Source organism: Corallococcus exercitus (assembly GCF_003611585.1).
In the GTDB taxonomy this organism is placed as follows: Bacteria; Myxococcota; Myxococcia; order Myxococcales; family Myxococcaceae; genus Corallococcus; species Corallococcus exercitus.
The window spans coordinates 1-23,898 of record NZ_RAVW01000113.1; the positions used below are offsets into that span (position 1 = coordinate 1).

The 23,898-nt window shown below is 70.6% G+C and carries 19 protein-coding genes and 1 pseudogene; 17 read left to right on the forward strand and 3 right to left on the reverse strand.

All coding sequences use genetic code 11. The features are described from left to right. Window positions 1–24: 24 nt before the first annotated feature. Window positions 25–966 (forward strand): sensor histidine kinase, encoded by a 942-nt coding sequence (locus tag D7W79_RS16185; RefSeq protein ID WP_439099198.1) that lies wholly within the window; start codon window positions 25–27, stop codon window positions 964–966. Window positions 967–973: 7 nt separating this feature from the next. Here the strand turns inward: D7W79_RS16185 and D7W79_RS16190 are convergent, their stop codons facing one another. Beyond that, window positions 974–1,684 (reverse strand): TetR/AcrR family transcriptional regulator, encoded by a 711-nt coding sequence (locus tag D7W79_RS16190; RefSeq protein WP_120526278.1) that lies wholly within the window; start codon window positions 1,682–1,684, stop codon window positions 974–976. A 106-nt stretch (window positions 1,685–1,790) separates the two neighbouring features. Here D7W79_RS16190 and D7W79_RS16195 point away from each other — a divergent pair, with 106 nt between their 5' ends. The 5 genes from D7W79_RS16195 to D7W79_RS16215 all read left to right on the forward strand — a co-directional run bounded on the left by D7W79_RS16195 (window position 1,791) and on the right by D7W79_RS16215 (window position 9,623). Further along, on the forward strand, window positions 1,791–2,678 hold the full coding sequence (locus D7W79_RS16195; protein ID WP_244221801.1) for a sterol desaturase family protein: 888 nt from the start codon (window positions 1,791–1,793) through the stop codon (window positions 2,676–2,678). Between the two features lie 139 nt (window positions 2,679–2,817). Continuing rightward, complete coding sequence (locus tag D7W79_RS16200; protein ID WP_120526279.1) at window positions 2,818–4,344, forward strand: FAD/NAD(P)-binding protein; 1,527 nt, start codon at window positions 2,818–2,820, stop codon at window positions 4,342–4,344. A 339-nt stretch (window positions 4,345–4,683) separates the two neighbouring features. Then, complete coding sequence (locus D7W79_RS16205; RefSeq protein WP_120526280.1) at window positions 4,684–5,970, forward strand: hypothetical protein; 1,287 nt, start codon at window positions 4,684–4,686, stop codon at window positions 5,968–5,970. Between the two features lie 106 nt (window positions 5,971–6,076). Beyond that, on the forward strand, window positions 6,077–8,308 hold the full coding sequence (locus D7W79_RS16210) for a hypothetical protein (RefSeq protein ID WP_120526281.1): 2,232 nt from the start codon (window positions 6,077–6,079) through the stop codon (window positions 8,306–8,308). A gap of 169 nt (window positions 8,309–8,477) precedes the next feature. Beyond that, window positions 8,478–9,623 (forward strand): bestrophin family protein, encoded by a 1,146-nt coding sequence (locus tag D7W79_RS16215; protein WP_120526282.1) that lies wholly within the window; start codon window positions 8,478–8,480, stop codon window positions 9,621–9,623. Between the two features lie 3 nt (window positions 9,624–9,626). Here the strand turns inward: D7W79_RS16215 and D7W79_RS16220 are convergent, their stop codons facing one another. Next, window positions 9,627–10,415, reverse strand: coding sequence for a 2-keto-4-pentenoate hydratase (locus D7W79_RS16220; protein ID WP_120526283.1), 789 nt, complete (start codon window positions 10,413–10,415; stop codon window positions 9,627–9,629). A gap of 186 nt (window positions 10,416–10,601) precedes the next feature. On the opposite strand from D7W79_RS16220, the gene D7W79_RS16225 reads away from it, so the two are divergent. The 10 genes from D7W79_RS16225 to D7W79_RS16270 all read left to right on the forward strand — a co-directional run bounded on the left by D7W79_RS16225 (window position 10,602) and on the right by D7W79_RS16270 (window position 22,699). Further along, window positions 10,602–12,044: an aldehyde dehydrogenase gene (locus D7W79_RS16225; protein ID WP_120526284.1), complete on the forward strand. Its 1,443-nt coding sequence runs from the start codon at window positions 10,602–10,604 to the stop codon at window positions 12,042–12,044. 21 nt (window positions 12,045–12,065) lie between these two features. Further along, window positions 12,066–12,494, forward strand: a complete 429-nt coding sequence (locus D7W79_RS16230) for a RidA family protein (RefSeq protein WP_014393721.1) — start codon at window positions 12,066–12,068, stop codon at window positions 12,492–12,494. Window position 12,495: 1 nt separating this feature from the next. After that, the gene (gene nbaC / locus D7W79_RS16235) at window positions 12,496–13,020 is read left to right on the forward strand and encodes a 3-hydroxyanthranilate 3,4-dioxygenase (RefSeq protein WP_120526285.1); all 525 of its coding nucleotides are present in this window, start codon (window positions 12,496–12,498) and stop codon (window positions 13,018–13,020) included. Further along, complete coding sequence (locus tag D7W79_RS16240) at window positions 13,017–14,033, forward strand: amidohydrolase family protein (protein ID WP_120526286.1); 1,017 nt, start codon at window positions 13,017–13,019, stop codon at window positions 14,031–14,033. The genes nbaC and D7W79_RS16240 overlap by 4 nt, the downstream gene beginning before the upstream one ends. Continuing rightward, a complete protein-coding gene (gene kynU, locus D7W79_RS16245; RefSeq protein WP_120526287.1) occupies window positions 14,030–15,307 on the forward strand; it encodes a kynureninase in 1,278 nt (425 codons plus the stop codon). Before D7W79_RS16240 ends, kynU begins: the two co-directional genes overlap by 4 nt. Further along, window positions 15,294–16,685: an FAD-dependent oxidoreductase gene (locus tag D7W79_RS16250; RefSeq protein WP_120526288.1), complete on the forward strand. Its 1,392-nt coding sequence runs from the start codon at window positions 15,294–15,296 to the stop codon at window positions 16,683–16,685. The genes kynU and D7W79_RS16250 overlap by 14 nt, the downstream gene beginning before the upstream one ends. After that, window positions 16,663–17,400 carry an SDR family oxidoreductase gene (locus D7W79_RS16255; protein WP_120526295.1) on the forward strand — a complete coding sequence of 246 codons (738 nt, stop codon included), beginning with the start codon at window positions 16,663–16,665 and terminating at the stop codon, window positions 17,398–17,400. The genes D7W79_RS16250 and D7W79_RS16255 overlap by 23 nt, the downstream gene beginning before the upstream one ends. A 577-nt stretch (window positions 17,401–17,977) precedes the next feature. Next, window positions 17,978–18,559 carry a hypothetical protein gene (locus tag D7W79_RS16260; protein WP_147441940.1) on the forward strand — a complete coding sequence of 194 codons (582 nt, stop codon included), beginning with the start codon at window positions 17,978–17,980 and terminating at the stop codon, window positions 18,557–18,559. A gap of 188 nt (window positions 18,560–18,747) precedes the next feature. Then, on the forward strand, window positions 18,748–21,906 hold the full coding sequence (locus D7W79_RS16265) for a TonB-dependent receptor (protein WP_208729748.1): 3,159 nt from the start codon (window positions 18,748–18,750) through the stop codon (window positions 21,904–21,906). A 40-nt stretch (window positions 21,907–21,946) separates the two neighbouring features. Beyond that, window positions 21,947–22,699: a hypothetical protein gene (locus tag D7W79_RS16270; RefSeq protein WP_244221802.1), complete on the forward strand. Its 753-nt coding sequence runs from the start codon at window positions 21,947–21,949 to the stop codon at window positions 22,697–22,699. Here the strand turns inward: D7W79_RS16270 and D7W79_RS16275 are convergent. Next, a complete protein-coding gene (locus tag D7W79_RS16275) occupies window positions 22,671–23,384 on the reverse strand; it encodes an HAD family hydrolase (protein WP_120526292.1) in 714 nt (237 codons plus the stop codon). The genes D7W79_RS16270 and D7W79_RS16275 overlap by 29 nt on opposite strands. 210 nt (window positions 23,385–23,594) lie before the next feature. Between D7W79_RS16275 and D7W79_RS16280 the strand changes: the two are divergent. Beyond that, window positions 23,595–23,898, forward strand: a pseudogene (locus tag D7W79_RS16280) (sigma-54-dependent Fis family transcriptional regulator); the annotation flags it as partial.

Below are 23,898 nucleotides of genomic sequence, written 5' to 3' on the forward strand. Positions count from 1 at the left end.
GCGAAGGTGGGGCGGTTGGCGGCGATGACGCGGCGGCGGGGCATGCTCCGTCAGGCTTTCGAGCGCCTGGGGCCCAAGGCCCGGTGCGCCGTGGAGACGCCCTGCGCGGACAACCGCCTGCTGGAGGAGACGGTGCGCGAGCGCACCGCGGCGCTGGAGGCCGCCAACGCGAAGCTGTCCAGCAGCCTGGAGCAGCTGCACGCGACGCAGACCCAGCTGCTCTTCGCGGACCGGCTCATCGCGCTGGGGCGCATCGCGGCGGGCGTGGGCCATGAAATCAACAACCCGCTGGCCTTCATCCTGAGCAACCTGGAGTACATCCACCAGGAGCTGCAGCAGAAGGAGCGGCTGTCGGAGCAGGACCGGCAGGAGATCCTGGAAGCGCTGGCGGAGACGCGCGACGGCGCGGAGCGCATCCGGCTCATCGTGCGCGACCTGCAGACGCTGTCGCGCGCGGAGGACGTGGGCAGCGGGCCCGCGGAGCTGGCCGCGGTGGTGCGAACGGCGGCGAAGATGGCCATGCACGAACTGCGGCACCGCGCGCGGCTGGTGGTGGAGTGTGACGGCGTGCCGCCGGTGCAGGGCAACGGCTCGCGGCTGGGTCAGGTGTTCCTCAACCTGCTGCTCAACGCGGCGCAGTCCATCTCCCCCGGAAACGCGGAGGGCAACGAGGTGCGCGTGGTGGCGCGCCCCGGAGAGCCCGGCCACGTGCTGGTGGAGGTGCGCGACACCGGCTGCGGCATCGCGCCCGAGCACCGCGAGCGCATCTTCGACCCCTTCTTCACCACCAAGCCGCTGGGCGTGGGCACGGGGCTGGGGCTCGCGGTGTGCCATGGCATCGTCACCTCGCTGGGCGGCACGCTGACGATGGAGAGCGCGCCCGGCCGGGGCAGCATCTTCCGCGTGTCCCTGCCGGTGGCCGGCGCCTTCGTGCAGTCGCCGCGCTCGCAGGCCGACTGGACCTGAGAACCCTTCAGCCTCCGCCGGGCGGCTTCACCCCGAGCGCCCCCTGGAGCATCCCGCCCAGGACTTCGCGGAAGCGCGCGTCCGACGCCGCGTCCACCGGGCGGCCCAGCACGGGCAGGAGCACCTCCCGCGCGAGCATGAACCACTGCGACGCGCACAGCGCCACGAGCAGCGTCATGTCCACCGTGTCGCGCGACGGCGGCGGCGTGCCCTGCGCTTCCGCCACGCGGCCCGCCTGGAACTCCAGCGCGTCCGCCAACAGCCGCAGGCCCTGCGCGCTCGCCAGCGGCATGTGCTCGGTGCGGCCGGTGAGCAGCGCCCAGGCCATCAGCCGGCCGTGCTGCCCCTGCTGGACCACGGTGAAGAAGCGCTCGAGCATCTCTCCGGCGCCAGGCGGTGTGTCCGCCGCGAGCAGCTGTTCCCGGAAGGACGCCGCCAGCAGGTCATTGCGGCGCAGGAGCACCTCGCGCACCAGGGCCTCGTAGGTGCCGAAGTAGTGCGTGACGAGCGCGTGGCTCACCCCCGCCGCCTTCGCCACCGCCTGGAGCCCCACCCGGTCCGGCCCCTGCTCCACGAGCAGCGGCTCGGCGGCCTGGAGGATGGCCTCGCGCGCCTCCTCCGGGGTGCGCCGCTTGCGGGGCCCGGCGGGCTTCGCGGGACGACGGGGAGCAGCGGTGCGCCGGGCCGGAGCCCGGCCCTGGGGACGCTTGGGTGCCATCGCGGCGCATCCTAGCCACCGCGCTCCGTCCTTCAACGCGTCACCGCTATTGTCAGATTTGACAATAGACCGGGGTCGTCACTATCAATGGAATGTCCGGGCAGGCATGGCCCGGGGTGTGCTGGCCTTCGCGAGGTCCGTGATGCTGATGCTGCTGCCCCAGAATCCGTCGCTGCCCCTGCTGTTCCTGCTGGTCCTGCTCATCTCGGGAACCATCAAGCTGCTGACGGTGACGGCCGGGTGGCTGGTGTGGCGCATGCGGCTGGCGGAGCGCTTCCGGGTGTACCGGCGGGAGCTGTCGAAGGGGCAGCTGCGCAGCGAGCTCTTCGCGGCGGTGGGCGTGGTGCTGACGGACGCGGTGCTCATCGCGACCTTCCGCTACTTCACCGGGCCGCTGGTGGCGCCGTTCAACCTGACCCGGGCGCTCTGGTCGTACGCGTGGATGTTCGTGGGCTTCGAGGTGTGGTTCTACGTGACGCACCGGCTGCTGCACCTGCCGCGCTTCTACCGCTTCCACGCGCAGCACCACGTGGCGCAGGTGACGGAGCCGCTCACCGCGCTGTCGTTCTCCGTGGCGGAGCGGCTGGTGCTGATGGGCGGCGGGCTGAGCCTGCACTTCGCGGCCATGCACCTGATGCCGGGCACGCAGGTGGGCATCCTGGCCTACATGCTGACCAACTACCTCCTCAACGCCTTCGGGCACGGCAACACGGAGTGGCTGCCCCGGCGCTTCGTGACGTCCTGGGTGGGCCGCGTCTTCTTCACCCCCACGTTTCACGCGCTGCACCACGCGCGCTACCAGGGGCACTACGGCCTCTTCACCGTGGTGCTGGACCGGTGGTTCGGCACCGCGTTTCCCGACTATCCGCTCGTGCATGCGCGCGCCCGCGCTGGCGGGGGGCTCGCGCGCATCGGGGAGCGGCTGGCGGTTGCTCCCCCCGCCCCTTCCGTCCCCGCGGTGCCCCAGGTGCCCGAGGCACGCCAGGCGCTCTGAGGTCCACCGGGCCCCGACGTCCCACGGTGGGCCCCGAGGTCCCGAAACGGCCCTGGAGCCGTGGGCCGACGGACAGTCCGTCCGGAGGACGACGCCCGGGAGGGATGGCATCCGGGGGGCCCGGACCTAGAATCGAGCGGTGAACTCCCGGCAGGACGTCATCATCATCGGCGCGGGCGCCAGCGGAACGCTGCTGGCGGCCTCTCTCTTGCGGGGCGCCCATTCGCCCCTGCGCGTGACCCTTGTGGAACGGGGGGAGCGCCTGGGGCGGGGGGTCGCGTACTCGACGACCAGCGCGCGCCACCTGCTCAACGTGCCGGCCGGCCGCATGAGCGCCTGGGTCGAGGACCCGGAGCACTTCCTGCGCTGGCTGCGCGTGGAGGCGCCGGACACGCCGCCGTCCGCGTTCGCCGAGCGCCGCCGCTATGGCCAATATCTGGAGTCGGTGCTGAAGGAGTCCGCCGCGCGGGCCGCGCCGGGCGTCGTGCTGGAGACGCCGCGCGACGAGGTGACGGCGGTGGCGGACACCGCGGACGGCGTGAGGGTGTCGCTCGCGAGCGGCGCCAGCCTGGAGGCGCGCAGCGGGGTGCTGGCGCTGGGCAACGCGCTGCCCGCGGACCTGCGCGTGCCGGACGGCGGGCTGTACGCGAGCCCCCGCTACCACCGCTCGCCGTGGATGCCCGGGGCGCTGGAGGGGATTGCTTCCGGGGAGTCGGTGCTGCTCGTCGGCACGGCGCTCACCATGGTGGACACGGTGCTGTCGCTGGGCGAGCGCGGCCACCAGGGCACGGTGCACGCGCTGTCCCGGCACGGCCTGCTGCCGCATCCGCACCGCGCGCACGGAGCGAAGACGCCCGCCGCGGCGGAGCCCCTGCGCATCCGCGAGCTCTTGCGCTCGGTGCGCCGGGAGATGGACCGCTGCCGCGACGCGGAGACCGCCACGCAGGCCGCGTCCCCTTCCGCGGAGGGCGTGGTGCCGTTCAGCACGCTGCGCGTCCGCGACGTACTGCACGCGATGCGCCAGGAGGTCGAAGCGCAGGCGGCCGCGGGCGCGGACTGGCGCGCGGCGGTGGATGCGCTGCGGCCGGTGACGACGCCCCTGTGGCAGCGGCTGTCGGAGACGGAGCGGCGGCGGTTCCTGCGCCACCTGCGGGCGTACTGGGAGGTGCACCGCCACCGCATGGCGCCGGAGATCCACGACGCGCTGGACGCGTGGCGGCGCGAGGGGCGGCTGGTGCTCCACGCGGGCCGCGTGCTCGGCTTCGAGCTGGAGCCGGACGCGGTGGCGGTCCGCCTGCGGCCCCGGGGCGAGCGCGAACCCCAGGTGCTGCGCGTGCAGCACGTCATCAACTGCACCGGCCCCGAGTCGAGCCCGGCCTCGCGCAGCCAGCCTGTCCTGCGCGGCCTGCTGGAGGCGGGACAGGCGCGCGCGGACGCGCTGGGCATCGGGCTGGCGACGGCGGGGGATGGCGCGGTGCTGGACGCGCGCGGCCAGCCTTCGGCCCACCTCTTCACGCTGGGCCCGCCGCGCCGGGGCGACCTCTGGGAGACCACCGCCGTGCCGGAGATCCGCTCCCAGGCCCGGGACCTGGCGGACCTCCTGCTGCGCCGGCTGGGCGTGTCCCGGACCACTCCGTCCGAGGCGATTCCCACCGCGTCCCCCTGAGCCACGGCGCCTGGCCGGGCGGAAGCAGGCCCCGGGCGCCGCGGCCTCGCGGCTGTCTCACCGAGGGTGAAGACGCCGTGCCGCTGGCGCCCTGGAACGCGCACCTTCCGTGAGCCCGGCGCAGTCCGTGTGTCTCGCGGTGACGCACAGGCCACGTTCGCGCACCGGATCGTCCGGCTTGTGCCCTCCAGGGTGCTTGCCTGGTAGCGGACCTGACAGGCCCGATGACCGGAGGCTGGGACCTCATGCCCGCCAGCCAACGGCCGCGCTTCGGGGGAGGCTGTGGGGCTCCGGCGTTTCGTGCGACATTTCGGGTCCCCCTCCTGGAGTCCCTTCCTGATGGCCCTGAAGCGCCCCCTCCCCGCCCTCATGGGAGGCGTGTCCCTGTCCGTCCTCGTGAGCCTTGGGGCGCTGGCGTACCAGCACCTGCGCACCGACGCGCTGGAGGAACGGCTCCTGCGCGAGGTGAACACGCTGACGCACGCGGAACACCCGCGTCCGGTCCACGTCACCCCCGCGCGGCCGGGCACCTTCGGGGACGCCGTGGAGGCGCTGCGGCCCGCGCTCATCCTGCAGGCCCGCGAAACCCACGGCCCCAACGCGGCGGAGACCGCAATCCTCGAGGCCGTGACGGAAGGGCTCGCGCCGGTGACGGACCTTCCCGCCTCCAGCCGCGAAGCCCTGGAGCGGGGCCGTCCGCTGATGCGGCAGGTGCTCGCCGCCACCCACGCGGAGTCCGGTGGCCTTCCGGAGGACCTGCGCCCGCTGTCCGGGCCGGAGGCCTCGCGGCGGGACGTGCTGCTCCAGGCCCTGCGCCAGGTGGTGGAGGAGGCGTCGCTGGAGACGCGGCTGCTCGTCTCGCGGGGTGAAGCGGATCAGGCGGTGGACACCTGTGTGGACACGCTCGCGCTCAGCCGTGAGCTGGCCCTGGGTGGCGGGCTGCTGGGACAGCGCCTGTCCGCGACCGGCTATGCCCGCGCGTGGCGGGCCTGCGCGGACGCGCTCGACGCGGCCTCCCTGGCCCGCAAGCGACAGGCCATCTCGCAGCTCACCCGGCTGCAGGAAGGCTTCCCGCCGGTGTCCCTGACGCTGCACGAAGAGGCCGTCGCCGCGCAGCTCCACGCCTTCCGGGACCTGCTCTCCGACGAAGCCCGCGCCGAGCTTCCGCCCGCGTGGTTCGACGCGCCTTCGCTGCCTGGCGCCCTGTCGCGCCGGCTCCAGTGGCGTCAGTGGGTGGAGGACGCGGACCGGCTGCTCGCCGTGGCGGATCAACCCGCCGAGGACCGCCGCCGCTCGCTGGCGGCCCTGGAGACTCGCAAGGGCGGAGCGTCCTTCCGCCAGGCGGAGGCCCCGTCGGTGCGCCTGTCGCCCGAGGACGTGGAGGCCCTGGACCTGCGCGCGCTGCGCTCCGAGGCGCTCATCGCCCTGGCGGAGGTCGACGTGGCCCGCGCGGAGAAGGGCCAGTGGCCGCGCGCGCTTCCCACCCGGACGACGTCGCTGATGCTGAAGCCCGTGGACGAGAACCAGGCCCACATCCGCTCGTGCGTGCAGGGGCTGATGCCCGACCCCCTGGTCGTGAGGGCGGACGGTCCGCCCGCGCTCCAGCAGGTCCACGACGTGCCCTGACCGCCTCCCTGGTGGGTCGCTCGCGCCCGCTTCACGTCCGGCCTCCCACGTCGCACCGGCGATGTAGGATGCGGCCTTTCCGTGGACGTCGTGGGAGGGAGCCGTCATGTCGTGGAAGCTGGCGCTGCTGGACGAAGTGTCGAAGGTGCTGCCGGATGCGCCCCTCAAGGGCTCGGACATCCGCGTGGAATTGCCGACCGCCAGCTACGCGCTGCCCGCGGGAGAGAAGCTGGGCCCCCTGACGTTCGCGTTCGACGTGTCCGCGCGAGGCTTCGTGGAGGGCTATGACGCCCCCGCGGACGTGGACGCGGCGGGCGTGGTGGGCGAGGCCCCCGGAGACGCGACGGCGCAGCTGGCACCGGCGCTCGTCTACGGCGGCGACCAGGCGTGGCTCAAGTACGGGGTGGAGGCGCGCGTGAAGGCGGAGGTCGGCTTCCCGCTGCCCTACGTGGCGCTCGCGGCCAACGGCGACGTGCGCGTGCTGTTCGCGGACTACCACCGGCACCCCCAGGACATGAACGCGCGCGCCGCGCTGAAGGAGGACGCGTCCAACCTGCGGCTGCCCCTGCTCACGTCGTCGCTGGACAAGCTGGGCGTGGGGGACGCCATCGCCTTCCAGGCGCGCGGCGAGCTGTCCGTCACCGCGACGCTGGACTGGACGGACGTCTACACCTCCAACCTCCAGACGCTGACGAAGCTCCTGTCCGCCAGCACGATGCTCGCCTTCGAGGCCAAGGCGGGCGCCACCGTGTCCGCCAAGGTGAAGGTGGTGGACGACTACGCCGTCATCTTCTCCCGCCCCGCCCCAGGCCAGGTGCGCGTGCAGGTGAAGAAGGTGGTGGCGCGCGAGGCCGGCGTGACGGCCAGCCTCCACGTGGAGGCGAGCCTCACCGACCCGGCCGCCGTCGTCACGCAGGTGGAGCACGTCCTCGAAGGGCTCCTGTCGGTGCCGCTGTCCCAGTTCGAGTCCCTGATGACGAAGCTGGAGGCGCACACCCTTTCGGACGCCGAGACGAAGGTGCTGCGCCTCATCCTCAACCGACTGGGCTTCGGGGAGCTGGAGGCCAACACCACGGCGCTGCGCACGCAGTGGAACAAGCTCCGCACGGACGTGGGCGCTCGCATCCAGGCCCTGGCCGAGTCCAAGTTCGAGCTGGGCTTCCGCTACGAATACCTGCGCCTGCGCGAGCAGACCACGCTGCTGTCCACCGTGTGCACCGACGCCCAGGCCCGCGCGCTGCACCCGCTGCTGGTGTCGGGGAGGATGGACGGCGCGATGCAGCGCATGCAGGCCGAAGGCATGGCGCTGGAGCAGTGCCTGCTGAAGGAGGTCAACAAGGAGTCCAAGGCCTGGGGCTTCTCCCTGAAGCTGGGCAAGTGGGCGCTGGGCGGCAACGACACGCGTGAGCTCACCCAGGTGGTGCAGCGCAACAGCCTGGAGAAGGAGGCGCCCCAGCGCATCTCGTTCCTGGGCGTGCGCAGCTACAGCGGCGCGCTGCTCACGCCGTACATGCACTGGACCGCGGACTTCAAGGCGGACATGGCGGAGTTCCGCAAGTCGCCCGTCGTGGCGGACTTCGACCTGGGCCTGTACCTGCTGCTGGCCCATGACGCGCGCAAGCTGTCGGACACGGAGCTGCGCCAGGCCGTGGACGAGGCCATCATCTGGGGCGCGCTGGACGACGCCGAGGAGGAGGAGGTCCTCAAGCGCATCCGCGACGCGTCCGGCGGCAAGGAGATTGAGACGCGTGTGGAGCTGAAGCTGGACAACCGGACGCTGCGCGACGTCATCAACCACGCGGCGGACCCGGACGCCCACTCCGCCTTCTCGCGCGCGCTGGCCCGGGCCCTGCCCTGGTACGGCGTGCCGTGCCGCGACCGGCCCGCCGTGCGCGAGTCCGTCTACGCCCCTCTGTGGAAGGCGTACCTGGAGCAGAACTGGTCCGCCGCCGACGCCGCGAGGACGGCCGCCGCGAACCTGAAGAACAACCCGCTCGTCGGGCAGTTCGCGTACATCGAAGGGCAGCTGGGCAACGGCATGCTGACGTTCGCGGAGATCATCCAGAAGAACCCCGGCACCGTGTCCAAGTGGCGCGACCTGCGCGCGGGCCTGCTGGACCTGCGCAACAGCGAGCAGCGCTCGGCCTCCGTCTTCAAGGACGCGTTCAAGGCGCTGTCCCAGTCATGGGCGCAGTCCTTCCACCTGAAGGCCACGGGCGCGTTCTTCCTGGAGCTGGCGTCGCGCGGCGGCAACGGGCTGGCCACCGTGGAGCGCACCTTCACCGTGACGGTGCCGGCGACGGGCGCGAGCATCGTCTTCTCCAAGTCGCGGGCCTGAACGGGCACGCGCGCCCATCCGTCCGGTTCCGCACGCTCACCCGGCGTGCGGACCGGGCTTCCGGACGGACGGTGGGCGCGAAGGTGACGCGCTGCATTGCCCCGGCGCGGGGGCATCACTACATCCGGCTTCTCACGCAGCACGCGCGACGCGAGAGGGGCCCCGGGAGATGATCGTCGGTCGGATGCTGTCGTGGCGGATCATCCTCCGCTACACGGGGCGCCCCGTCGTCGTCCACATCGTCATCGCGCTGGCCATCTCGCTGGGCTACGAGGTGCTGGACGCCAAGTGGCTGTCGGTGCCGGCGCTGCCGGTGACGCTGTTGGCCGCGGCGCTGGGCGTGCTGCTCGGCTTCCGCAACAACTCCGCCTACGAGCGCTGGTGGGAGGCGCGCACCATCTGGGGCGGGCTGGTGAACGCGTCGCGGACGCTGGCCCGGCAGGTGCTCACCTTCCTGCCCGCACCCCGGGCCCAGCGCAGCGACGGGACGCCGGAGACGCCCTCCGCCGCGTCCCGCCTGGTCCAGATGGCCGTGCAGCCCGAGGGGCCCGCCCTGGCGCCCGCCTGGTCCAAGGTGGGTGACGGCGCGGTGCGCGACCAGTTCGGCCACGCGCGCGACCTGCGCGAGAAGGTCCCGCGCGCGCACCTGGCCACGTTCATCCATCCGGCCGAGGAGACGCCCCGGGGCATCATCACCGGCATCCACGAGGGCATCACCGAGGACGCGCGCGAGCTGGTCTACGCGCAGGTGGGCTTCGTGAACGCGCTCCGGTGCCACCTGCGGCGGCAGGACCCCTTCCCGGAGATCACCCCGTTCTTCCGGCCGTCCGTGCTGGAGGCGCTGCGCGACGAGCAGAACGTGCCCGCCGCCATCCTCCTGTGGATGGGCGTGCGCATGCGCCGCGTCTACAGCGACATCGAGCATCCGGAGAAGGTCTACATGCGCGTGTCGATGGACGAGACGCTCACCGAGCTGACGAACTACCTGGGCGCGTGCGAGCGCATCAAGAACACGCCCCTGCCCCGCCAGTACGACATCCTCCCGCACGCCATGGTGCGCGCCTACCTCACCATGCTGCCGCTGGGCGTCGTCGCGGACCTGGGCGTGCTCACGCCGCTGGTCACCGCCATCATCGCGTTCCTCTTCATCGCCCTGGACGCGGTGGGCCGCGACGTGGAGAACCCCTTCGAGGACGCCGTCAGCGACACGCCCATGACGGCGCTGTGCCGCACCATCGAGATCAACCTGCGGCAGATGCTGGGCGAAGCCGAGCTGCCTCCGCCCATCCAGCCGAAGGACGGGTTGCTCTACTGATGACTACTCGGCCGCGGTGACCTCCACCGTGCCCAGCCCGTCCACGGTGAGCCGCACGTGGTCGCCGGGCTTCATGAGGTACGCGGCGGTGGCCGCGCCCGACAGCACCAGGCTTCCAGCCGGCAGCACCTGGCCGCGCTCCGCGAGCAGCGCGCACAGCTGGATGAGGGACACCACCGGGTCCCCGGAGATGGCGTCCGAGCGCGCCTCGCCCTCCACCTTGCCGTTCACCTCCATGCGCATCTGGAGCTTCGTGAGGTCCAGCTCGCGCGGACCGCGCTCCAGCGTGCCCGGCACGAACAGCGACGACGACGCGTTGTCCGCCACCACGTCCGGCAGGCTGAAGTACTTGAAGCCCACGAAGCGCGAGTCCAGCACCTCCATCGCCGCGAAGACGGCGTCGCACGCGTCCAGCACCTCGTCGCGCGTGACGGTGCCCTTCAGCTCCTTCTTCGTGCGGAAGGCGATCTCCGGTTCGATGCGCGGGTGGATGCCCGCGCCCACGCGCACCACGCCGCCCGGCTGCACGCGCATCCGGTCCGTGAGCACGCCGAAGATGGGCGAGCCCAGGTTCATCTGCTGGCGCTTCGCCTCCGACGTGAAGCCCATCTTCAGGCCCACCACCCGCTCCCCCTGGGCCTCGCGCAGCCGGATGCCCTCCGCCTGCACCGCGTAGCCGTCCGGCACCGTCAGCTGCGGGTGCGCGTGCGTCAGGGGCGGCACCTCGCGCCGCTCGCGCCGCGCCGCGTCCAGGATTCCGGCCAGGGCCGCCACATCCACTGTCGAGCTCATGCGCGAATCTTTTCCATGCCCGGCCCGCAATTCCACCAAGGATTCACCGGTGGAGCGGGTCCCGGAGGCGCTGGGTGCCAAACGGCCGCGCAAGCGAGCGCCATCCGACGTCCACCGTTCGGAATCCTGGAGGCGCCGGACGGCCGCGACATACATTGCCGCGTCTCCCCTCAGGAGGGCGCTGCCTTGGAAAAGGTCCTCAACTACATCGGTGGCGAACTGGTGCCCGCGGCGGGCGGCCAGTGGCTGGACAAGCCGGAGCCCGCGACGGGACAGCTCTACGCGCACGTGCCGGACTCACGCGAGGTGGACGTCCAGTCCGCCGTGGAGGCCGCGGGCCGGGCCTTCCCCGCGTGGGCCGCCCTGCCGGCCATCGAGCGCTCGCGGTTCCTGCGCCGCATCGCGGGCCTCATCCACGAACGCCTGGACGCCTTCGCGCGGGCGGAGTCCATCGACACGGGCAAGCCGCTGGCGGTGGCCCGCACGGTGGACATCCCGCGCAGCGTGCTCAACTTCGAGTTCTTCGCGGACGCGGCGACGCAGTTCTCCAGCGAAGCGCACCCCATGGACGGCGTGGCGCTCAACTACACGCTGCGCTCGCCGCTGGGCGTGGTGGGCTGCATCTCGCCGTGGAACCTGCCGCTGTACCTGCTCACGTGGAAGATCGCCCCCGCGCTGGCGGCCGGTAACTGCGTGGTGGCCAAGCCGTCGGAGGTGACGCCGATGACGGCCTACCTCCTGTCGCAGGTGTGTCGCGACGCGGGGCTGCCGCCGGGCGTGCTCAACCTGGTGCACGGCCTGGGGCCTCACGTCGGTGGGCCGCTCACGCGTCACCCGGACGTGAGCGCCATCTCCTTCACCGGCAGCACGCGCACGGGCGCGGAGATTGCCCGCGTGGCCGCGCCCGCGTTCAAGAAGCTGTCGCTGGAGATGGGCGGAAAGAACCCCAACGTCATCTTCGCGGACTGCGACTTCGACGAGGCGCTGGCCACCACGCTGCGCTCGTCCTTCGCCAACCAGGGGCAGATCTGCCTGTGCGGCCCGCGCATCTTCGTGCAGCGCTCGCTGTATCCGCGCTTCAAGGAGGCGCTGGTCGCGCGCACGCGGGCCCTCAAGGTGGGGGACCCCCTGGTCGAGGGCACGGACCAGGGCGCCCTGGTGTCGCGCGAGCACTTCGAGAAGGTGATGGGCTACATCGCGCTCGCGAAGCAGGAGGGCGGCAACATCCTCACCGGCGGCCAGCGCGCGAGCGTCCCCGGCCGCTGCGCGAATGGCTGGTTCATCGAGCCCACGCTGGTGGAGGGCCTGGCGCCCACGTGCCGCACGAACCAGGAGGAGATCTTCGGCCCGGTGGCCACGCTGATGCCCTTCGACGACGAGGAGGAGGTGCTGTCGTGGGCCAACTCCACGCGCTACGGGCTGGCGGGCAGCGTGTGGACGAAGGACCTGACACGCGCGCACCGGTTCGCGTCCCGGCTGCACAGCGGCATCGTCTGGGTGAACACCTGGATGCTGCGCGACCTGCGCACGCCGTTTGGCGGGGTGAAGGAGTCCGGCGTGGGCCGCGAGGGCGGCTGGGACGCGCTGCGCTTCTTCACCGAGCCCAAGAACGTCTGCATCAAGCTCTGAACCTCAAGGAGTGACTTCCACGTGAGCGCTGGCGAGCGGATCGATTCGAAGAAGGCCCCGGAGCCGGTGGGGCTCTACCCCCACGCGCGCCGGGTGGGAAACCTCCTGTTCCTCTCCGGCGTGGGCCCGCGCGAGCGCGGCAGCAAGGCCATCCCGGGCGTGGAATTGGACGCGGCGGGCAACATCGTCTCCTACGACATCGAGACGCAGTGCCACTCCGTGTTCCGCAACGTGCGCTACATCCTGGAGGACGCGGGCTCGTCGTGGGAGCGGCTGGTGGACGTGACGGTGTACCTCACGGACATGAAGCGGGACTTCCCCACGTACAACCGCCTGTGGGCGGAGTACTTCAAGGACAACCCGCCGTGCCGCACCACGCTCGAAATCAACGCGCTGCCCACGCCCATCGCCATTGAACTGAAGTGCATCGCCACCATTGGAGACGAGTGACATGGGCCGACTGACCCCCATCAACTTCAAGAAGTGGATCGACGAGCACCGCCCCCTGCTCAAGCCGCCCGTGGGCAACCAGCAGGTGTGGGCGGACCGGGACTTCATGGTCACGGTGGTGGGCGGGCCCAACTCGCGCACGGACTTCCACGTCAACGAGGGCGAGGAGTTCTTCTACCAGCTGGAGGGCGACATCACCCTGCGCGTCATCGACGAGGGACAGGTGCAGGACGTCCCCATCCGCGAGGGCGAAATCTTCCTCCTGCCGCCCAAGGTGCCGCACTCGCCGCAGCGGCCCGCGGGCACCATCGGCCTGGTGCTGGAGCGCCGCCGCCAGCCGCAGGAGCTGGACTCCTTCCTGTGGCTGTGCCCGAAGTGCGGCGAGAAGCTCTATGAGGAGTCGTTGCACGTCACGAATCTGGTGACGCAGCTGCCGCCCGTGTTCGAGCACTTCTACGGGAACCCCGACAACTGCACGTGCAAGAAGTGCGGCACGAAGGTGACGCGGGGTGGTGCGCCCCAGTGAAGGTCGACATCCACACGCACCTCCTCCCCCCGGAGATGCCCCGCTTCGCCGAGCGCTTCGGCTACGGCGGCTTCATCACGCTGGACCACCACGCGCCCTGCCGCGCGCGGATGATGCGGGATGACGGGAAGTTCTTCCGCGAGATTGAAAGCAACTGCTGGGACCCGAAGCAGCGCGTGACGGAATGCGACGCGCACGGCGTCCAGGTGCAGGTGCTGTCCACGGTGCCGGTGCTGTTCAGCTATTGGGCAAAGCCTCAAGACGGCCTGGAGGTGGCGCGCTTCCTCAACGACCACCTGGCTGGCGCGGTGGCGACAGCGCCCAAGCGTTTCGTGGGGCTGGGCACGGTGCCGCTCCAATCCACCGACCTCGCGGTCAAGGAATTGGAGCGCTGCGTGCGCACGCTCGGGTTCGCGGGCGTGCAGATTGGCAGCCACGTCAACGACCTGAACCTCTCCGACCCTGCCCTCTTCCCCTTCTTCCAGGCGGCGAGCGACCTGGGCGCGGCCGTCTTCGTGCACCCGTGGGACATGATGGGTGAGGCGAAGATGGCGAAGTACTGGCTGCCGTGGCTGGTGGGGATGCCGGCGGAGGTGTCGCTGGCCATCTGCTCGCTCATCTTCGGCGGGGTGATGGAGCGGCTGCCGAAGCTGCGCCTCGCCTTCGCGCATGGCGGCGGCGCGTTCCCCGGCACGCTGGGCCGCATCCAGCACGGCTTCGAGGTGCGCCCGGACCTGGTGGCGGTGGACAACAAGGTCGCGCCGCGCGACTACCTGGGACGGTTCTGGGTGGACTCGCTGGTGCACGACGCGGAGACGCTGCGCGCCATCGTGAAGCTGTTCGGCGCGGACAAGGTCGCGCTGGGCAGTGACTATCCCTTCCCGCTGGGCGAGGAGCGGCCCGGCACGCTCATCGAGTCGCTGACGGACCTGGCGCCGCCGGTGCGCGAGCGGCTGCTCTATCGCAACGCCCTGGAGTGGCTGGGGCGCTCGCACGAGGACTTCGCACCATGACGGCCCCTGTCTACGAGAACACCGATGTGTTCGCCTACGGCCTGGACGCAAAGGATCCGCTGAGGCCGCTGCGCGACGAGTTCCTCTTCCCCCCGGCCGCCTCCGGCGCGCCGGCCATCTACCTGGCGGGCAATTCGCTGGGGCTGCAGCCGCGCAAGGCGCGCAAGTACGTGCAGATGGAGATGGAGGACTGGGAGCGGCTGGGCGTGGAGGGCCACCTGCACGGCCGCCACCCGTGGCTGCCCTACCACGAGCTGCTCACCGAGCAGGTGGCCCGGGTGGTGGGCGCGCAGCCCCTGGAAGTCGTGGTGATGAACACCCTGTCGGTGAACCTGCACCTGATGATGGTGTCGTTCTACCGGCCCACGCGCGAGCGCTTCAAAATCCTCATCGAGGGCGGCGCCTTCCCGTCGGACCAGTACGCGGTGGCGTCGCAGGCGCGCTTCCACGGCTACGACCCGAAGGAGGCCATCGTCCGGCTGACGCCCCGCGAGGGCGAGGACACGCTGCGCTCCGAGGACATCCTCGAAGCCATCGAGCGGCACGGGAAGGAGCTCGCGCTGGTGATGCTGGGCAGCGTGAACTACCTCACCGGGCAGGCGTTCGACCTGCGGGAGATCACGCGCGTGGCACACGCGCAGGGCTGCAAGGTGGGCTTCGACCTGGCGCACGGGGCGGGCAACCTGAAGCTGTCGCTGCACGACGACGGGCCGGACTTCGCGGTGTGGTGTTCGTACAAGTACCTCAACGGCGGACCGGGCAGCCTGGGCGGCGTGTTCGTGCACGAGCGGCACGCGCATTCGCCCCAGCTGCCGCGCTTCGAGGGCTGGTGGGGACACAACAAGGCCACGCGCTTCGAGATGGGCCCCACCTTCGACCCGCTGCCGGGCGCGGAGGGGTGGCAGCTGTCCAACCCGCCCATCTTCCAGCTGGCGGCGCTGCGCTCGTCGCTGGAGCTGTTCGACAAGGCGACCATGGCGGCCCTGCGCGCCAAGAGCGACCAGCTCACCGGCTACATGGAGTTCCTCCTGGACCGGCTGCCCGCGGGGTACGTCACCATCACCACGCCGCGCGACCTGAAGCAGCGCGGGGCGCAGCTGTCCCTGCGCTTCAAGGGCGAGCCGAAGCGGCTGCTCCAGCGGCTGGCCGCGGCCGGCATCATCTGCGACTTCCGCGAGCCGGACATCATCCGCGCCGCGCCCGCGCCCCTCTACAACACGTACCTGGACGTCTTCCGCTTCGTGAAGGCGCTGGAGGCCCATGCCCTCGAATGAGTCGAAGCTGACGGTGGTGGGAGCGGGCCTCGTGGGTTCGCTCCTGGCGCTGTACCTGGCCCGCCGGGGCCACACGGTGGAGGTGCTGGAGCGCCGGGCGGACATGCGCCGCGAGACGCTGGACGCGGGGCGCTCCATCAACCTGGCCATCTCCACGCGCGGCCTGCACGCCCTGCGGCAGGTGGGCCTGGAGGAGGAGGCACTGAAGCACGCCATCCCCATGCGCGGCCGGGTCATCCACCCGGTGAAGGGCGAGCTGGCCTTCCAGCCCTACGGGAAGGACGACTCGCAGCACATCAACTCCCTGTCGCGCGGCTGGTTGAACAAGTTCCTGATGACGCAGGCGGAAGCGACGGGCCGCGTGTCCATCCGCTTCCAGCAGCGCGTGACGCGGGCGGATCCGTCGGCGGGAGCGCTCACGGTGCTGGACGAGGCCACGGGCGTGACGCGCGAGGTGCGCGACGCGGTGGTGTTCGGCACGGACGGCTCGGGTTCCGCGGTGCGGCAGGCGCTGCAATCGCAGGCGGGCTCCCAGTCGGACTCGGAGACGCTGGGGCACGGCTACAAGGAGCTGACGATTCCGCCGGGCGAGGGCGGGCGCTTCCAGATGGAGAAGCACGCGCTGCACATCTGGCCTCGCGGCACGTACATGCTCATCGCGCTGCCGAATGAAGACGGCAGCTTCACCTGCACGCTGTTCCTGCCGTGGGAGGGGCCGGTGAGCTTCGCGTCGCTCCAGACGCCCGCGGCGCTGGAGGCGTTCTTCCAGGAGCAGTTCCCGGACGCGAAGGCGCTGATTCCCGGGCTGGTGGAGGAGTTCTTCTCCCGGCCCACCGGGCACATGGTGACGGTGAAGTGCGCGCCGTGGCACGCGGGGGAGCGCACGCTGCTCCTGGGCGACGCGGCGCACGCCATCGTGCCGTTCTACGGGCAGGGCATGAACTGCGGCTTCGAGGACTGCGTGGTGCTGGACGCGCTCCTGGCGAAGCAGCCGGACCTGGGCCAGGCGTTCCGCGAGTTCGAGCGGCTGCGCAAGACGAACGCGGACGCCATCGCGGACATGGCGGTGGAGAACTTCATCGAGATGCGCGACAGCACGGCGGATCCGCGCTTCCTCCTGGAGAAGGGCGTGGAGAAGGTGTTGCTCAACGCCTTCCCGGGCGAGTTCGTCAGCCGCTACACGCTGGTGAGCTTCAGCCGCGTGCCCTACCGGCTGGCGTATGGCGTGGGCGCCATCGCGGGCGGCATCGTGTCGGAGCTGGCGAAGGACCTGAAGCGTCCGGAGGACGTGGACCTGGACCGGGCGGCGAAGCTGATTCGCGGCCGGCTGACCCCTTTCATGGAGGAGCACGCGGATGGATTTCGGCTTGAAGGGTAGGCGGGCGCTGGTGACGGGCGCGTCGTCGGGGCTGGGGCGCGCCATCGCGGACACGCTGGTGAAGGAGCGCGCGACGGTGGCGGTGTCCTCGCGAGGCGGGGAGAAGCTCCAGAAGGCGGCGAAGGAACTGGGCGCGGCGCTGGCCGTACCGTGCGATTTGACGCAGCCGGGAGCCGCGCGTGGGCTGGTGCGCGAGGTGACGCAGAAGCTGGGCGGCCTGGACGTGCTGGTGGTGAACGCGGGAGGCCCGCCGTCCGGAGGCTTCGAGGCCATCACGGTGGAGCAATGGCAGACAGGGTTCCAGAGCCTGTGGCTGGCCACGGTGGATGCGATTCAAGAAGCGCTGCCGGGCATGAAGGCGCAGGGCTGGGGCCGCATCGTGCTGGTGACGTCCACGGCGGCGCGCGAGGCGATGAACAACCTCACGGTGTCCAACGGCCTGCGCGCGGGGTTGCTGGGGCTGGTGAAGAGCCTGAGCAATGAAGTGGCGCCCTACGGCATCACGGTGAACGCGGCGCTGCCGGGCTACCACGCGACGGACCGGATGAAGGACCTGGGCCTGTCGGATGAGAAGGTCGCGCCGAACATCCCCGCGAGGCGGCTGGGGAGGCCGGAGGAGTTCGCCGCGCTGGTGACGTTCCTGGCATCGGAGCCGGCCGCGTACATCAGCGGCCAGTCCATCGCCTGCGACGGTGGAGCGCTGAAGGGTTTCTAGGCGAGAGCAGCACCGTGTCTCAGCGGACAGCCCATCCCCTGAGACGATGGAGCGTTGAGAGGACCTTGAAGTGACGTCGGTGGCCTTCCGGGGGGAAGGCCATGGACGCGACAAGGTGGGCGGTATGCCTGGGACTGGCGTGGCTGCTGACAGGCTGTGCGACAGGTACGGGGACCGTGGTGGAGGGCAGCCTCCAGCCCCGGCACTTCCGGTTCGTCACGGTCATTGAGCAGACAGAGCCTGGAGCGGGAGGCTGGAGAGAAGCCTGTGTCCATGTTCCGCTGCGACGTGACACGGGAGAGGTCTTCCGATGCCCCCTGGGAATTGGAATGCCCCTCCAGGTCGAAGGCTCGGAGCCGATCCCTTTGGAACTGGCCCAGCGCATCGCGGCGAATTGCGCCAATCTGGCGGCCCAGACCGTGTTCAGTTCAACCACTCCGGTAACAGCCCTCGGTCTTGCATGTGAGGAGTTCAGGAACACCCTCACGACTGCGCTCGACGCGGCCGTAGCCGGCTCACGGGTCAGGCAACAGTGCCATCCGGCGACGATCCCCTTCAAGTCCAAGCCTGGGAAGCCATGACGCCTTCCGCCGAAGACCTGCTCGCGGTTGCACGTCTCTACTGGGGGGCCGACGAGGCCTATCTCTTCCGTCAGGACCCCAGTCCCGAAGACCTTCGTTACGAGGCACTCTGGGCTGAGAAAAATGTGGAGAGGTCCCGCTGGGGATCCTTTGTGAAGACGCTTCGAAAAGTGCTTCCCGGTTGCGACGCGTGGGACTACGCGCCGGGCCTGGCCAACCCCAGCTTCGGCGTGCTCATCTACCCGCACCAGGAGCGGGACATGATGCGTCCGCAGACGCGCTGGACGGTGGCCGGGTACCTCAGCATCCTGGCTCCCGTCTACACCGTGCACTGTGTTCGCCGGGTCTTCCTGGGGAAGCACCTCCTGGAGGCGAAGGCCTTTCTCGGCCCCATCCCGCTGGAACTGCAAGACGTCGCGAGCACGGTCGCCCGCCGCATCGAGGAGGAATTCGGCGCCACCGCCCTGCCCCTCGACGTCGCGCAGACGCCCGTCCCGCTCTACGTCAACTTCATGAAGCCGCCGGCGACGACGCTCTTCCACGCGCTCTTCACATCCGAACCTGAAAACATCCTCTGAGCCCCTCCCCCGGTGAAGAAGCCGGCCCTGACGCAGCGGGTCGGGCGATTTCCACTCTAGCGGCAAAGTCTTTTTGATTTGGGCTGGTGGATTTCTCAGGTTTTGCGACAAAGTTCGCCGCCTTCGCCGGGAGGGGCGCAGACGTGCTCAGACGAATCCGTTTCATCCGTGGGCTTTGGCTCATGGTCATGTTGTGGGGAGCCGGGGCGTGGGCCCAGGGCAACTCGGTCATCACCGGGACCCTGGCGAACGCGCTCGACAAGCAGAAGCTGGAGAACGTGGTCGTCACCGCGACCTCGCCCCAGCTGCAGGGCGAGCGCACCGTCCTCTCCGACAAGAGCGGCCTGTACCGCATCCCGCAGCTTCCGCCGGGCACGTACACGCTGCGCTTCGAGGCCCAGGGCTTCCAGCCCTTCGTCCGCGACGGCATCCTGCTGCGCATCGACCGCACCATCCGCTTCAACGCGGAGCTGGCGCCGGACAGCATGAGCTCGAACATCGAGGTCGTCGGCTCGCCGCCCAGCGTGGACGTGGGCTCCAGCGCCGCGGGCGTCACCGTGGACCAGGAGTTCATCCGCAACATCGCCGTCATCCGCCCCGGCACCAAGGGCTCCGCGTCCCGCTCCTTCGAGGGCCTGGCCGAACTGGCCCCCGGCGCCACCGAGGACCGCTACGGCGTGAGCATCAGCGGCAGCTCGTCCCCGGAGAGCCAGTACGTCGTGGACGGCCTGTCCGTGAACGACCCCGGCGTGGGCACCCTGGGCACGCCCCTGTCCGTGGAGTTCGTGAAGGAGGTCAACATCATCACCGGCGGCTACATGCCGGAGTACGGCCGCTCCACCGGCGGCGTGCTCAACGTCGTCACCAAGTCCGGCTCCAACGAGTTCCACGGCTCCGTGTTCGCGAACTACGCGCCCGGCGCCTTCCAGACGTCCGGCAGGGAAATCCTGCGCGAGGGCAGCGTCATCTCCGCGCAGGGCAGCGCCCACAACCTGGGCGACTTCGGCTTCGACCTGGGCGGCCCGCTGCTCAAGGACAAGCTCTGGTTCTACGTGGGTGTCGCGCCGTCCTTCAATCGCATCCAGGTGGACCGCCAGCTCAGCAGCTATGAGCTGTGCACGGAGAAGGACCCCGCCAACGGCTGCTCCGCCGTGGGCGCCCGCCGCAAGGACCCCACCACCGGCTTCTCCCAGGTGTCCCCCATCGAAGGCAGCCGCGTGTCCCGCTTCGCGGACGAGCGCAGCGTGCAGTACCTGGGCAAGCTCACCTACAACTTCAACCCGGACCACAGCCTGTCCGTGTCCGTCTTCGGCACGCCGCGCTCGTCCGGCGGCAGCGGCAAGTACTCCTTCAGCGACGACGGCGAGCCGGAGGTGTGCTCCAGCCTGTCGTGCACCAGCTACGTGCAGGGCGCGTATGAGGCCATCGCCACCCGCCGCAGCAACAGCGCCATGGACATCGTGGCGAAGCAGGCGTCGTCGTTCTTCGACAAGAAGCTGCTCGTGGACGCGACGCTCGGCTGGCACCACCAGGCGGACTCCATCCTCCCGTCGGACGGCTCGGACCTGGGCTCCGGCGAGGGCCTGTCCGCGAAGTCCAACATCGCCTGGCGCCGCACCCGCAACCCGGGCCCCCACACCATCAACGAGTTCGAGACGCTCCCGAACGCGGACGCCTGTGGCAGCACGCCCGAGGAGCAGATGCTGCGCTGTCCGGTGACGGCCTATTCCACCGGCGGCCCCGGCACCATCAGCATCCAGCGGCTGGACCGCGTGCAGGGCAAGGTGATGGGCACCTACCTGCTGGAGGCCCTGGGCCACCACATCCTCAAGGCCGGCGCGGACATCGAGCGGATGAGCTTCTACAACAACCGCGCGCGCACGGGCCTCACGCCCTGGCAGGAGTGCACCGGCGGCGACTGCTTCTTCAGCCTCAACCAGTACGGCTACCTGGAGGGCCCGGATCAGCCGGTGTTCCTGCCCAACAAGGAAGGCACCTCCACGTCCACCACCGTGGGCGGCTTCCTCCAGGACAGCTGGTCCGTGATGGACAAGGTCACCGTCAACGTGGGCCTGCGCTACGACGTGCAGACCATCTACGGCCTGGACGGCGAGGTGGGCCTGCACCTGCCCAACCAGTGGTCCCCGCGCCTGGGCGTCATCTACGACCCGACGCAGAGCGGCCGCGCCAAGGTCTTCGCCAACTACGCGCGCTTCTTCGAGAGCGTCCCCCTGGACATGGCGGACCTGTCCTTCCCCCAGCAGCAGCTGTTGTCCGCCACCTACGACGCGCCCCCGTGCAACCCGTCGCGCGAGGGGTCGCTGCTCGTGGACTGCACCCTGGACGCGAACCGCCAGCCCATTGGCAACCGCGAGAGCCCCAACCAGCTGTGGGACGCGCAGGGCGGAGACCGCGTGCCGGTGGACCCGAAGATTCGCGCCCAGTCCGCGGACGAGTTCGTGCTGGGCGGTGAGTACGAGCTGTTCACCGCGAGCCGCGTGGGCGCCACGTACACCCGGCGCTACCTCAACGACGTCATCGAGGACATGAGCCGCGACGACGGCAGCACCTTCTTCCTGGGCAACCCGGGCAAGGGCTACTCCACGGACTTCCCGCTGGCGAAGCGCGAGTACGACGCGGTCAACGTCTACTTCCAGCGCGCCTTCACCACCGGCTGGCTGGCCCAGGCCAGCTACACCTGGTCCACGCTGCGCGGGAACTACTCCGGCCTGTTCCGCGCGGATACCGGCCAGCTGTCCCCCAACCTCACGCGCGACTTCGACCTGGTGTCGCTCACCATCAACCGCGAGGGCCAGCTGCCCGGGGACCGCACGCACGCGTTCAAGGTGTTCGCCGCGAAGGAGCTGGTGCTGGGGCCGCGCACCAGCATCAACGTGGGCGGCAACTACCGGGCGCGCTCCGGCACGCCGCTCAACTACCTGGGCGCGCACCCGCGCCGCAGCGGCTCGGAGACGTTCATCCTGCCGCGCGGCAGCGCGGGCCGGCTGCCCTGGGTGCACGGCGTGGACGGGCACGTGGGTCTCAACCAGCGGCTGGTGAAGGACTACGTCCTCACGGTGTCTTTGGACGTGTTCAACCTCTTCAACTTCCAGCAGTACACGGACGTGGACCAGACCTTCACCACCACGCGCGTGTACGCCATCGAGCAGGGCGGCAAGCCGGACGACCTCACCGCCTGCCTCACCGCGAACAACCCCAACTGCAAGGTCATCTCCACCGCCACGGGGCTGCCCATCGGCGTGCAGGACATCAACCCCAACTTCAAGCGGCCCACCGCCTACCAGGCCCCGCGCTCCATCCGTCTGGGCGCGAAGCTCACCTTCTAGGCCCCGCACCATGAGGACTCCCGCGATGAAGCTTCGTTGGATGGCAGTGAGTGCAGGGATTGCGTCCGCGGCCGTCGCCGTGGGCGCGTGCGGCAGCGAACCGGAGCCCGAGTGCGTGGTGGCGCGTGCCGTGTCGGACGGCTCCACCGGCTCGTTCGCCGCGACGTACCAGCTCAAGCCCGGGCAGAACCCGGACAGCGTCTGCGCGCGGCTCAAGCCGGAGCCGCTGGGCCTGCAGAAGTTCTTCAGCCCCGACCCGGCCGCGCCCGACACCGTGGGCGTGCGCAGCGCGCGGCTGGGCAAGCTGCTGGAGGACTTCGCGTCCCGGCTGTCGGCGGACTCGAAGGCCTCCGCCACGGCGGTGGGGCCCTTCGCATCCGTGACACCGGGGGCGGACCACTTCTGCTCGGTGCCGGAGCTGACGCCCACGCGGCTGGACGTGCCCGCGTCCGTGGCGCCCGACGGCGGCGCGCTGGCGGCGCAGGACTACGGCTACAGCTGGAGCAACCTGCGCATCTACAACACGCCGGAGATCCCGGGCACGCAGTTCACCGCGGACCTCGTCTACACGGAGAACGGCTGCAACGCCGAGTACACCGTGAAGGGCATCTGGCCGGTGGTGAAGTGCCAGAACAGCAAGACGAAGCTGCCGGACGACGCGCTGTGCGACCCGTACGCGGACTACGACGCGGGACGGCTGCGCGGCTCCGGCATCAACCCGCTGTTCCCCGTGAAGTGCGACCCGGACGCGCTCATCTGCGTGCTCACGGGTGAGGTGCCGTCGGCGCCGTGAGGCCGTGACTTCCGGGACGCAGCGCCTGCGGCAGGTCCCGGAAGTCCTTCACCAGCCAGTCCGGCCGCTCGCGCACCAGGACCTCGCGCGGGAACGACGTGGCGACGGCGACACACGCCGCGCCCGCGGCCCGCGCGGCCCTGAGGCCCACCACTGCGTCCTCGAACACCACGCACGCGTGCGGCGGGACGCCCAGCGCGGCGGCGGCCTTGAGGTACACCTCCGGATCCGGCTTGCCCTGGAGGACGTCCGTGGACGTCACGCGCACGGGGAACAGGTGCTCCAGCCCCACGCGCTCCAGGGCCCGCTCCGCGTTCTGCGCCAGCGCGCTCGTGCCCAGGGCCCAGGGCACGCCCGCCTGCTTCAGTGACATCAGGTAGGCGCCCACGCCGGGAACGGCCGACACCGGCTCGTGGTCGAGCAGCCGGTGGAAGGCCATCTCGCGGTCCTCCGTGAGCGCGGCCACCTGCTCATCGTCCAGTTCCTGGCCGAACCACGCGCGCAGCGTCTCCCCCGCTCGTCGGCCGTTGGTGGCCAGCAGCTCCTCCCGCGTGGGCACGTAGCCCCGTTCGCGGGCGAAATCCTCCCAGACGCGGTAGTGCAGCTCGGTCGTGTCGATGACCACGCCGTCCAGGTCGAAGAGGACGGCGTCGAAGGAAGTGATGTTCGAGGTCGATGGGGACATGAAGGTCGGGCTCTCTCGAAGATCCACACGGCACGCGTCTCAACACTATTCACGAGGTGGGTCGCGGGCGTGGCTTCTGGCCCCATCGCTGCCGCTCACCATGCGAGCAGCCGAGGGGCTGGTTCCCAGCCAGGGGCATGGGAGGTAAGGAGGGGACACGCCTGCCAGGCCCAGGCACGGCCAGCCCGTTGTAGGCTGCCTCGGAGATCCATGTCGCCCAAGAACCCCACGGATTTCTCCACGACCGCTGTCCGCACGCAGGGCACGCCTTCGCAGGCCGCCCAGGTGATGCCGGCGCTGACGCTCATTGGCCACGCCCAGCCCCAGCGTATCGGGGAGCGGCTGCTGCTGGAGGGGCTGCTCTCCGGCGAGCGCGCGGTGGCGCTGTCGCGCAACGCCCCGGACTTCAGCCGTCCTGGCGGTGTGCTGGCGCTGCCGCTGGGGGACCCGTTCCTCAGCCGCACGCCGGTGCGCTTCGAGGCGGGTGAGCGCGGCGGGGTGCGGCTCCTGGTGC